This is a genomic window from Paenibacillus sp. PK3_47, assembly GCF_023520895.1.
Taxonomy (GTDB): Bacteria; Bacillota; Bacilli; order Paenibacillales; family Paenibacillaceae; genus Paenibacillus_AQ.
Window position 1 is genome coordinate 6,206,495 of the sequence record NZ_CP026029.1, and the last position, 12,482, is coordinate 6,218,976.

The 12,482-nt window shown below is 50.9% G+C and carries 9 protein-coding genes; 8 read left to right on the top strand and 1 reads right to left on the bottom strand.

Annotated features, from left to right (window positions below):
* Positions 1–130 precede the first annotated feature (130 nt).
* Together C2I18_RS27050 and C2I18_RS27055 are read left to right on the top strand one after the other, a co-directional pair.
* A complete protein-coding gene (locus C2I18_RS27050; RefSeq protein ID WP_249898791.1) occupies positions 131–2,386 on the top strand; it encodes an ATP-binding cassette domain-containing protein in 2,256 nt (751 codons plus the stop codon).
* 94 nt (positions 2,387–2,480) lie between these two features.
* On the top strand, positions 2,481–2,609 hold the full coding sequence (locus tag C2I18_RS27055) for a DUF6254 family protein (protein WP_249898792.1): 129 nt from the start codon (positions 2,481–2,483) through the stop codon (positions 2,607–2,609).
* 508 nt (positions 2,610–3,117) lie between these two features.
* Here C2I18_RS27055 and C2I18_RS27060 read toward each other — a convergent pair.
* Entirely contained in the window at positions 3,118–3,555 is a 438-nt protein-coding gene (locus C2I18_RS27060; RefSeq protein ID WP_249898793.1) for a DUF6376 family protein, read from the bottom strand.
* A 184-nt stretch (positions 3,556–3,739) separates the two neighbouring features.
* On the opposite strand from C2I18_RS27060, the gene C2I18_RS27065 reads away from it, so the two are divergent.
* The 6 genes from C2I18_RS27065 to C2I18_RS27090 all read left to right on the top strand — a co-directional run bounded on the left by C2I18_RS27065 (position 3,740) and on the right by C2I18_RS27090 (position 12,356).
* Entirely contained in the window at positions 3,740–5,728 is a 1,989-nt protein-coding gene (locus C2I18_RS27065; RefSeq protein WP_249898794.1) for an AraC family transcriptional regulator, read from the top strand.
* Positions 5,729–5,815: 87 nt separating this feature from the next.
* On the top strand, positions 5,816–6,826 hold the full coding sequence (locus C2I18_RS27070) for a FecCD family ABC transporter permease (RefSeq protein ID WP_249898795.1): 1,011 nt from the start codon (positions 5,816–5,818) through the stop codon (positions 6,824–6,826).
* A complete protein-coding gene (locus C2I18_RS27075; protein WP_249898796.1) occupies positions 6,819–7,835 on the top strand; it encodes a FecCD family ABC transporter permease in 1,017 nt (338 codons plus the stop codon). Before C2I18_RS27070 ends, C2I18_RS27075 begins: the two co-directional genes overlap by 8 nt.
* Positions 7,836–7,943: 108 nt before the next feature.
* Positions 7,944–8,714, top strand: a complete 771-nt coding sequence (locus C2I18_RS27080; RefSeq protein WP_249898797.1) for an SDR family NAD(P)-dependent oxidoreductase — start codon at positions 7,944–7,946, stop codon at positions 8,712–8,714.
* 255 nt (positions 8,715–8,969) lie between these two features.
* Positions 8,970–11,582, top strand: a complete 2,613-nt coding sequence (locus C2I18_RS27085) for a winged helix-turn-helix domain-containing protein (RefSeq protein WP_249898798.1) — start codon at positions 8,970–8,972, stop codon at positions 11,580–11,582.
* A gap of 93 nt (positions 11,583–11,675) precedes the next feature.
* The gene (locus C2I18_RS27090) at positions 11,676–12,356 is read left to right on the top strand and encodes a hypothetical protein (RefSeq protein ID WP_249898799.1); all 681 of its coding nucleotides are present in this window, start codon (positions 11,676–11,678) and stop codon (positions 12,354–12,356) included.
* Positions 12,357–12,482: the final 126 nt, after the last annotated feature.

Sequence of the window (12,482 nt, forward strand, 5' to 3'; positions counted from 1 at the left end):
GGCACCTGACCGTATCCTATAATCATAGCGGCAGAATGGATGAACGTTTGTCAGCTGGTGTTTTGTAAAATACCGGTGACCAAGATCTAAGCGTAGCGTAGCAAAATTGTACAATTGGAGGGAGCTGCACATGAGCGGATCAAATCAGGAGTATATCGTAATCACCGGGGCAAGGGAGAATAACCTCAAAAATGTATCCCTGCGTATTCCCAAACGGAAAATCACCATTTTCACCGGGGTATCCGGTTCCGGCAAGTCATCGATTGTGTTCGATACGATTGCTGCGGAATCCACCAGGCTGCTGAATGAGAACTTCAGCATGTTCGTGCGCACCTTCCTGCCCAAGGTTCCGCAGCCGGATACGGACGGAATTGAGAATCTCAGTATGGCTGTTATTGTCGACCAGAAACGGCTGGGAGGAGGCTCCCATTCTACGCTGGGTACGATTACCGATATTTCCCCGATACTGCGTCTGTTGTTTTCCCGTTTGGGTCAGCCCCATGTCGGACAAGCCCATATGTTCTCCTTCAATGATCCGGCGGGCATGTGTCCGGAGTGCAGCGGTCTTGGCCGCAGGCTGGGTGTAGATATGGGCAAGGCGCTGGACATGTCCAAATCGCTGAATGAGGGCGCCCTGCAGCTGCCCGATTATGCAGTTAACGGCTGGGAATGGAACATGATCGTGCAGGCGGGAGATTTTGATCTCGACAAGAAGCTAAGTGATTATCCGGAGGATGAACTGGACAAGCTTCTCTATGCCAAAGCACGGAAAGTGAAGATGGATTTTGCCGGTAAGGCGACTAATATCACCGTCGAGGGCGTCATTGAGAAGTTTACCAACAAATACATTAAGCAGGATGTAAAATTGAAATCCGAGCGTACTCAAAAAATGGTGGCACCATACATTTTCGAGGGGCCATGCTCCAGCTGTCATGGAGCGAGACTCAGTAAGGCAGTCCTCAGCTGCAGGATTAACGGACTAAATATTGCTGAGCTGTCAGCTATGGAGGCCGGAAGACTTATCGAAGTCATCCGTGAGATGAAGGATCCGGCAGCTGCGCCGATTGTTAAGTCACTTACGGAACGCCTGCAGCATCTGGTGGACATCGGACTGGACTACTTGACACTGGACCGGGAGACGGATACGCTGTCCGGCGGCGAATCACAGCGGGTCAAGATGGTCAAGCATCTGAGCGGCAGCCTGGTGGATGTCACCTATATTTTCGATGAACCCAGCGTCGGACTGCATCCCCGTGATGTCCACCGGTTAAATGAACTGCTCCAAAAGCTGCGCGACAAGGGCAATACCGTAATTGTAGTGGAGCATGATCCTGATGTAATTAAAGTAGCCGACCATATTGTTGACGTTGGTCCTCATGCCGGAAGCCGCGGCGGCACCATCATGTATGAAGGAAGCTATCCGGGCCTTTTGGAGTCCGATACACTCACAGGAACACATATGAAGCGTCCGCTTCAGTTGAAGCAGGACTGCCGGCAGCCATCCGGCAGGCTGTCCATTAAGGATGCTGTGCTCCATAATTTGCAAAATGTGAGTGTCGATATCCCTACCGGAGTTCTTACAGTAGTCACAGGAGTCGCCGGCTCCGGCAAAAGCACACTGATTAATGAGGTGTTCCTCAGCCGGCAGCCTGATGCAATCGTCATAGACCAATCGGCGGTAGGCGTGTCCTCCCGTTCCAATCCGGCAACCTACACAGGAATTATGGACGATGTGCGAAAAGCATTTGCTTCCGCCAACAAGGTCAGTCCGGGATTGTTCAGCTTCAATTCCAAAGGGGCCTGCGAGAACTGCCAGGGACTGGGCGTCGTCTCTACAGATCTTGCATTCCTGGACAGTGTGAATCTGCCCTGCGAAGTATGCGGAGGCAAACGGTTCAAGGAAGAGGTACTGTCCTACAAGCTGAACGGCAAGTCGATTGACGAAGTATTGGAAATGACAGTAGAGCAGGCTTTGGACTATTTCCAGCTAAAAGAGGTTGTCCGCAAGCTTCAGGCGATGAGCGACGTGGGCCTGAACTATATTACACTGGGTCAGCCGCTCAGCACTCTCTCCGGCGGGGAATGCCAGCGGATCAAGCTGGCCAGTGAGCTGCATAAGCAGGGCAGCATCTATGTACTCGATGAGCCGACGACCGGTCTCCATATGTCAGATATCGCCCATATCGTGGAGATCTTGAACCGCCTCGTCGAGGCCGGAAATACGGTAATCGTGATTGAGCATAACATTGATGTCATCAGCCAGGCGGACTGGATTATTGATATGGGGCCGGATGGAGGGAGCAAAGGCGGCCAGGTAGTATTCGAGGGCACGCCGGCACAGATCATTCATTCCGGGCAGTCCATCACAGGTCGGTATTTAAAGTAAGAAGATTTCTTCCGCGAGTTATGAATGAACCGCACGCTTGAATGACAAGATAAGGAAGTAGTATACATCTCATTTCCAGAGGAGGTCTACTTTAATGGCTCACCAGAAGAGAAGAGAAGAAGCTGCCTGGAAGTCACGAAAGCAAGCCCAGCATCCCCATGGTAAAATCAGATCGCTTAAGGAATTGTCCGGCGAATATGACGGGAAGCATACTACTTTGTAAAAAAGAACAAGACTGCCGCAGCATGCTGCGGGCAGTCTTGTTTTATTTAGGCGTTAGCCCGTGGAGTGTGTGAAGCGTGCGTGCAACAAATAAGCCACGCGCTATGCAGGTGGAGTAGCGCAGGTTTAACTGCGCCCCTTCCCAATGTACTCGGCTCGCTTCCCTCCGCAGTAGCCCAATGTACTCGGTTTTTCGAGTTCATTAGGCTCGTTTCCCTCTGCAGAGACCAATTATACTCGGTTTTTCGTGTTCATTAGGCTCAATTCCCTCCGCAGAGACCAATTATACTCGGTTTTTCGTGTTCATTAGGCTCAATTCCCTCCGCAGAGATCGATTATACTCGATTTTTCGAGTTCATTAAGCTCAATTCCCTCCGCAGAGACCAATTATACTCGGTTTTTCGTGTTCATTAAGCTCGTTTCCCTCAGCAGACACTCAATGTACTCGGTTTATCGCATTCATCAGGCACGTTTCCCTCCGTAACAGCCATTGTTCCCGGTTTTTGGGATTAAGGAATCAGCTGGTTGATCTGGCTTATTAACTCGTTAACTTTATTAATGGTATCGGGAATGCCTGTCGATTCAAAAGCAGCCTTTCCTTCCTCCACATTGGTAATAGCCTGATCCAGGCCCTGCTGCAGTGTTTCGTTGTAACCCTTAATGGTCTGGTGCAGTTCAGCGGCATACTCGGGAACCTGAAGATTCGCATATTGAGCGCTTTCTTCTTTTAGTGAAGTTAATCTGTCCAGCAGTTCCTGCCGTGCCGCCGGGTCAGTTACAGCATTCGTTGCCCACGTATCCATTTCCTGTCCGAATTCCCGCATATTTTGCATATAAGCAGCTGTATCGGTAGCGAAGCTGACCCCGTTGCCCACCTGTTCCGCAAGCCCGCAGCCCGGCATAATCAGCATCAGGAACAGCAGTAGTCCCAACTTGTATTTTTTCATTGACTTCACTCCTTGAAATTTATTTTATTTTTAAAGATTAATGTAATTATTTATTACGGTAAAAACGATTTCAGGTTGCGGAAACATGGCTCTTTGTGAATAAACCATGAACACCCTGTTGATGTTGAGAATGATTATCAACTATAATGTGTGGAGAGATCCAGACGGCAGAAGGGGATGAAGAATGACGGTACAACTCAAGGACCAGCTAATGCTATGGAATCAGGTGTCCATCCAGGTCAAAGATGTCCGGCATATGATTATGGAGCAGGATGAGACCTTCACCTACCGTTTACCCGCAAGTGCATTCATATACGCAGTAAGAGGCGGGGCTAGTGTACTTATGGACGGCAGGTCCCACACTGTAAGCCGGTTTCATGTTCTGCATGGCGGCAAAGGCTTATACCTGGACATTACCGCAGGTGAACTTTTCGAGTATTATCTTATTCTGTACAAAGCGATGCTGCCGCTGCCAAGCCGCAAGGAATTGCTCTTATTAATGAAAACTGACAGCCCGTTCCAGATGCAGTTCGGAGCAGTTCCGCAGTATCCGCTGTCTTTGCTGGACAAGGTGAAGGCGATGGACGAAATCTGGCACCGCTCCAGCGTACTGGAGAAGCTGCAGGTCAAGACGCTGTTCTATCAATTCACCGTGGAAGTGCTTGAGCAGCTGTTCCGGCAGCCGTTCCATCCGGCAGAGCCTGATCTGGCAGCCCAGGCCATCCGTTATATTCACGATCATTACCGGGAACAGATAACGCTTACGAAGCTGGCGAAAGAGCTGGACTGCAATTCCCGGCAGCTGCTCAGATTGTTCAAAGCCAGGGAGAATACCAGCCCGATTGATTATTTAATCCGTGTCCGCATGCATAAGGCCCGGGAACTGCTGCTGACTACGGATTCTGCATTAAAGGAAATCGCCGAGCGGGTAGGGTACGGGGATGTATATTATTTTAGCAGGCTGTTCAAAAAGGTCACCGGGAATTCCCCGTCAGTCTACAAAGAGAAGGTACATAAGTGTGAGGCCGGTCCAAATAATCCATTTGATATGTCGATATCCTCTATTGTAGAGCGAAAGCTTCAACGGTATATTGATAGTGAATATGATAATCATTATCAATATAAAAGGGGAGATCTACCTGTGTACAGGAAACACAAAACGTCCATGGCAGTTACTTTATTGTTAGGCTTCACGCTATTATTAAGTGCTTGCGGGGGCGGAGCTGTGAATAATACTTCAGCCTCGAATACCAATACAGCAGCAGCCGGAGCAAATACAGCGGCCGTTACGCAGACAGCATCTCCTGCTGCTAACGCTGATGCGGATGCACCGAGAATTGTTAAGCATGCCATGGGCGAAGAGACGCTGACCGGAACGCCTGAACGGGTAGTTATCCTGACGAATGAAGGAACAGAAGCGCTGCTAACCTTGGGAATCAAGCCGGTAGGCGCGGTGCAATCCTGGATCGGTGATCCCTGGTATGAGCATATCAAGGACAAGATGCAGGAAGTAACGGTAGTGGGGGACGAGCTTCAGCCCAATCTGGAGCTGATTGCCAGCCTGAAGCCTGACCTGATCATCGGAAATAAAGTCCGGCAGGAAAAAATCTATGAACAGCTGAAGCAGATTGCCCCGACGGTCTTTTCGGAGGATCTCAGCGGTGAATGGAAGAATAACTTCAAGCTGTATTCCGAAGCGGTGAACAAGAAGGATGAGGGAGAGCAGGCGATGAAGGCCTTTGATCAGCGGGTGGCAGATGTCAAAGCCAAGCTTGGCAGCAAAGCGGAAACCAAAGTATCCATCGTCCGCTTCTCGGCTTCCCAGGTCCGGATCTATCAGAAGGATTCCTTCTCCGGCGTACTTCTGGAGCAGCTCGGCATTGCCCGCCCCGCTTCACAGGACAAGGATAACTTTATGGAAGTAATGTCCAAGGAAACGATTCCGGATATGGACGGGGATGTGTTGTTCTATTTCGTGACGGAAGAAGCGAGCAAAACTGATGCTGCCAAAGTGGTGGAGGAATGGCTGAACGATCCGCTGTTCAAAAACCTGAACGTATCCAAAAACAATAAAGTGATTCAAGTCAATGAGGCGATCTGGAACACAGCCGGTGGCTATGAGGCGGCTAACCTGCTGCTGGACGAGATTGTAGACTATTTTGAAGTAAAGTAGAACGGAAGTTTACATAAGCAAGCTGATGTCTGGATCATCAGGCGTCGGCTTGCTTTTGACTGTCAGGAACAGGGGAGGGAAACAGGAATGGCAAAAAACCTCCAGGTCCGGCGGGGAAAGCTGACAGGGCTGTTGTTTGGCCTTGTTCTGCTGGCGGTCCTGATGCTTGCCAGTATCTTATTCGGAATTCATCAATACAGCATTACAGATTTGCGGATTGCATACAGCCAGTTCGACGGCTCCAATGACCATCTGATTATCCGGACCACCCGTGTGCCAAGAGCACTTATTGCCGCGGCGGTGGGAGCCTGCCTGGCTGTAGCCGGTGCCGTGATGCAGGCATTAACCAGAAATCCAATGGCTTCACCGTCTGTTTTTGGCGTCAATTCAGGCGCTTCCCTGTTTATCGTGATCGGACTTGTCGCCTTCGGGCCTTTGCTTACGCTGGGCGGTATGGTCTGGATTGCTTTTGCCGGCGCGGCCTGTACATCTGCATTTGTATATGCGCTCGGAGCAGGAGGGCGGAGTACCTTTGAGCCAATCCGTCTGACCCTGGCAGGTGCTGCTGTGGCGGCATTTGCTTCATCGGTTACCTCCGGGCTGATCCTGATCAACAAGCAGTCGCTGGAAACCGCGCTATTCTGGATGATCGGTTCGGTATCCGGCAGAAACCTTGAGCATCTGCTCATTGTATCTCCTTATATGCTGGTTGGGCTGATCATTGCGATGTCACTCGCCGGATCCTTGAATCTCATGGCACTAGGAGATGACAGCGCGCGCAGTCTAGGACAGCGGATGCTGCTGACCCGGATGCTGGCGGCACTTGCTGTTGTGCTGCTGGCCGGAAGCTCTGTTGCTGCTGCAGGGCCCATAGCATTTGTCGGCCTTGTTGTTCCTCATTTATGCAAATCCTTCACCGGCCCGGATCACCGCTGGCTGCTTCCTTACTGTGCGCTGGGCGGAGCGGTACTGCTGGTTGCGGCTGATTTGGCTTCACGGTTTATTTTGATGCCCAAAGAAGTGCCCGTAGGGGTGGCAACAGCGCTGATTGGCGTACCGTTCCTGATTCATGCGGCCAGAAGGAGGGAACATGCTTAGACAAGGAAAATCCCGCTCTATCGTAGTTATTTCGGTATTATTCCTGCTAATGGTAGTAACTTTTATATTATGCTTGGCTATTGGCGGAGTTAACATTCCTGTTTATGAGGTCGTCGCATCCCTTCTCGGGACCAACCGGGAGAGCAGTGATCTCATTATTATGGAGCTGCGTATGCCGCGGATGCTTGCCGCCGTGCTTGTCGGATCAGCTCTTGCTGTTGCCGGAACGCTGCTCCAGGGCGTGATCCGCAATCCGCTGGCTTCTCCCGATCTGCTCGGCGTGACAGGCGGAGCTTCGGTGGCGGTGGTGGGCTTCATGACCATTTTCACCGGATTCAGTGTTCACTTCATCCCTTTTATCGCTATCGCGGGTGCATTGGCAGCTGTTATTCTTAACTACATTTTGGCCTGGCAAAAAGGGGTTTCACCCTTCAGATTGGTGCTGGTAGGACTGGGCCTGTCCACTGCTGCGGGAGCCCTGACGATGTTCCTGCTGATCAGCGGACCTTCATATCTGGCTGCACAGGTGCTGAACTGGATGACCGGAAGTATATACGGCACGAACTGGTCCTACATCAAAGCGCTTTGGCCTTGGGTAGTCGCGGTCATACCGCTGTCGATGCTCTATGCCAAGGAGCTGAATATCCAGGCATTAGGGGAAGAAACCGCCTTGGGGCTTGGCAGCCGGCTGCAAATAAGCCGGGTCGTTGTGCTGCTGTTCAGTGTGATGCTGGCCGGAGCGGCGGTTGGGGTGGCAGGGACGATTTCTTTTATCGGATTATTGGCACCCCACATGGCCAGACGGCTGGCGGGGAATTCTTACCTTACCACGATACCTGTCTCAGCGCTCATTGGCGCTATATTGCTGCTCTTAGCTGATCTTGCCGGAAGGATGCTGTTCCAGCCTCTCGATATTCCAGCTGGCGTGTTCACGGCCGGAATCGGCGCGCCGTTCTTTATGTATCTGCTCTTCCGCCGGAAAGGCATAGGCTGGTCTGATAGGAAGTAGCGTGAATTAATAAAGAGGCTCACAAATTTTTCCTCTATTAATATAAATTTAATCGCTCAATTTGCCGATGATTGAATTTGTATGCGAATTTGGAGAGGAGACAGAGAATTGTACAATTTCGAAGGTAAAGTTGCAGTAGTTACAGGCGGGGGAAGCGGTATCGGCCGCCAGGTAGCCGTGGATCTGGCTAAATACGGAGCCCAAGTAGCGGTTGTCAGCCGTACGGAAGCAAGCGGTGTAGAAACCGTCCAATGGATTCAGCAAAACGGAGGCACAGCCCTGTTCATTCAAGCGGATGTCCGCCGCAGTGAAGATGTACAGGCTTATGTCAAAAAGACTGTAGAAGCTTTTGGCCGGATTGACCTGTTCTTTAATAATGCGGGGGTAATGACTTCTCCGGCGCCTATCGTCGAGTTCTCTGAAGAGCTGTTCGATCTGACGATGGATACAAATGTAAAAGGAACATTCCTGGGACTGAAATACGTCATTCCTGAAATGCTGAACATCGGCGGGGGGAATATCGTGTGTACCTCTTCCGTAGTCGGCCTTAAAGGAAATCCCGGCGTATCTCCATACTCCGCTTCCAAGCATGCAATTATCGGTCTTACCAAGTCCGTAGTCGGCGAATATGCCGCTCAAGGTATCCGCGCTAATGTGGTCTGCCCGGGTTGTGTCTACACCCCGATGATGGACCGTTATGCGGCTGAGTTCTCCCCTGAGGACCCAAGCCTTACCGAGCAGATGATCTCCCAGATGGTACCGATGGGCCGCTATTCCAAACCGGAGGAAGTAAGTGAACTGGTACTGTTCCTGCTCAGCGACCGGGCTCCGATCATTAACGGTTCGGTCTATACGATTGACGGCGGGCAGACAGCTTAACGTAAGTTGATTCGCATAAGTGAACCGGATTCCAAATAAAGGAGCAGATGCCCCGGGCAGCTGTTCCTTTTTATATTGTTGTACAATTATGTGGCGCAAAGCTTGTGTTAAAGATATTATGAATTTACCAATAAACAGAAGGGGAGCACTCGTTATCCTATGATGATGCCAGTCTTAGCAACCAAGTTATATATCCCTACGGTAAAGACAAACACTGTCAAGCGTCCCCGGCTGGTTGAGAAGTTAAATAGAGGGATGGAGCGGAAATTAACACTGGTCTGCGCATCTGCCGGATTCGGAAAAACTACGCTGGTCAGCGAATGGGTCAAAAGCTGCGGCAGGCCTGCTGCATGGCTATCCCTGGACGAGGGTGATCATGACTTTACGCGTTTCATGACTCATGTTGCCGCCGCTCTGCAGAATATTGACCAGAGTACCGGGAAGGAAGTGCTTGGACTGCTGAGCGCATCACCACCACTGCCGCCCGAGTTAATCTTGACGACTCTGCTTAATGATCTTTCTGCACTAGCATATAACTGCATCTTGGTTCTCGATGATTACCATGTTGTACATGCCAGCCCTATTGATGAAGCGATCAGCTTTCTGCTCGAACACCTTCCGCCCCAGATTCATCTGGTCCTGATCACCCGCGAATATCCTCAGCTTTCCCTGGGAAGAGCCCGTGCCGGCGGCCACTTAAGCGAGCTCCGCGATGCCGACCTGAGGTTTTCTTCAGGTGAAGCGGCTGACTTCCTGAATCAGTCTATGGGACTCAGTCTTTCTGCGGATGAAATCAATGCGCTGGAAAGCCGGACTGAGGGCTGGATAGCAGGGCTGCAGCTGGCTGCCCTTTCCATGCAGGGGAATGAAGATATCCCCGGGTTCATCCGGTCATTTACGGGTGACAACCGGTACATAATAGATTATCTGGCCGAAGAGGTTCTGCAGCGCCAGCCTGAGCCTGTCCGTGACTTTCTGCTTCAGACGTCCATATTGGACCGTCTATACGGTCCGCTATGCGATGCGGTAACAGGCGGGAAGGATGGCAGCGCCCAATTGGAGTCTCTGGAACGGAATAATTTTTTTGTCGTTCCACTGGATGAGAGCCGTAAATGGTACAGGTATCATCATCTTTTTGCCGGGGTTCTCTACTCCCACTTAAGAATATATCAGCCTGAACGAATAGCTGAACTGCATAGACGTGCTAGTGTATGGTATGAACAGCAAGGAGCAGTGGCCGACTCGGTCAGGCATGCGTTGAACGCTGAAGATTTCACCCGTGCAGCCGAACTGATTGAGCGGTCATGGCCGGAATTACGCAGAACCCGGCAGGAGACTGCAGCGCTGGGCTGGTTGAAGACACTCCCTGAAGAAATATTCCGCTGCAGGCCGGTCCTGAGCGTGGTATTTGCCTGGGCCCTGCTTGCCAGCGGTGAATTAGAAGCGGTTGAACACAGGTTAAGCAGCGCCGAGCTGTGGCTGGATACGTCACCCGGAAAATCTGCTGTAACAGAAAGTATGACTGTCGTGAATCAAGAAGAGTTCCGGCGGCTTCAAGGCACGATAGCCGGTTACCGTTCGGCAAGCGCCCAGGCGGCAGGGGACATCGCAGCCGCTATATATTATGCACATCGGGTGCTTGAATGGGTACCTGATGACGACTATCTCCGCCGCGGTGCCGCTTCGGCGCTGCTGGGCCTTGCTGCCTGGAGCAGCGGTGACCTGATCCGGGCGTACCAAATGTTCTATGATGGCATGGCAAATGTGGAGAGGGCCGGCAATATATCAGATGCTGTCGGGGGCACCATTGCCTTAGCCGATATAAGTATTGCCCAGGGCCGGCTTGCGCAAGCCGCCAGAGTCTATGAGCGGGGACTGCAGATTGCTGCTAACCATGGGCACAATAAGCAAGTACTGAGAGGAACGGCAGACATATATGTAGGTTTAAGTGAGCTTTGCTGCGAACGCAATGAGCTGGATGCCGCCATTCAACACCTGCTAACCAGTAAAGAGTCAGGGGAGAGCAGCGGTTTTCCCCAGAATCACTACCGCTGGAAGGCTGCCATGGCCGGAATAAAGCAAGCACAGGGAGATCTGTCCGAAGCGTTAGTCCTGCTGGATGAAGCCGAAAAATTGTACACAGCCGATTTTTTTCCGGATGTCCGTCCATTAACTGCCCAGAAGATCCGGGTCCAGCTCGCACAGGGCAGGCTGGTTGAGGGGCTGGATTGGATACGGGACCGGGGCCTGACTGCCGGAGATGATTTAAGTTATATTCGCGAGTTTGAACACATCACGTTGGCCAGAATTCTTCTGGCCCAATATAAGTTAAGCAGGCAGGAAGAGATCATGTTCAGTGCCTCCGATTTACTGAACCGTCTTTTGCGGGAGGCAGAACAAGGCGGCAGAAACAGGAGCAGAATCGAAATTCTGATGCTGCAGGCGGTCGCTGAACAAACTCAGGGTAACATACAAGGGGCGTTAATAACGCTAGAGGCTGCCCTTAAACTGGCGGAGCCGGAAGGCTATGTCCGTATTTTCCTGAACGAAGGTGATCCGGTGCTTTCCTTACTGCATGCAGCTTCAGATGAAGGAATTACACTGGACTATGTTCACAGACTGCTTGCTTTTTCCGGTAAGTCTGCGATCTGCACTGCTGGTTACGGGAGGATGAGCGAACCGCTAAGCGAAAGGGAATATGAGGTACTGCGTTTGCTCAGTACTGAAATGAGCGGTCCGGATATTGCCCGCACTTTGTATGTATCTTTAAATACACTGAGAACTCATACCAAAAATATTTACGCTAAGCTCGGAGTGAACAACCGCCGGACCGCCCTTCGCCGGGCTAACGAACTCGGATTATTATAAAAATCACATAAACAATCACCACATGTGGTGATGCCGGCTCCTCCAATGTTGTTGTATCTTGAAATTAAGAAAAGAACATGGAGGAGCTTACATATGAATACAAAAACCATCCGCGTTGCAAAAGGGAACAGCAGTGAATACAGCAGTAAGGTAACTGCACATGGTCTTATCCGGCGGGCAGGTCTGGCTGCTATGCTGGCCGGCATCCTGTTCATTATTATCCAGCTCATTCATCCGCCTGAAAATCTCACCTCGGTAACCACACCCAAATGGGCAATTGTTCATTACTTAACCATTGCTATGGCGCTTTGCGGATTGACTGGTATTACAGGCATCTATGCAAGACAGGTAAAAGAGAGCGGATGGACGGGACTTGCGGGGTATATACTGTTCAGCCTGTTTTGGATAGCAACGGCGGCTTTTACTTTTGTAGAAGCCTTTATTTTACCGGTTTTGGCAGACCTCACTCCAGGATTCGTGGAAGGCTTTCAGGGTATTTTTAGCGGCAGGACTGTCAGCGGGGTTAACCTCGGTATACTTCCGGCAGTAGCGCCAGTTGCAGGTATGATCTACATCTTAAGCGGTCTGCTTCTTGGCATTGCTACCTTTCGGGCCGGCATTCTGCCGCGCAGGGCAGCCATTCTTCTCAGTTTCGGATCAGTGGTAACACTGGCATCTTCACTGATTCCTCATCCTTACGACCGGGTACTTGCCGTTCCTATGGGAATAGCGCTGCTGTGGCTGGGATTTGCTCTCTGGTCAGAAAGACGTTAGAACTCCAGTGATTAAAAAATCATGCATCTCCGCAGAAGATGACGATCCTATTTGCCGTAACAATTATAAAAGATTGATATTGCGCAGTTTATAGGCCATTCCGCTTAGAATCGTACCATTTGTCAG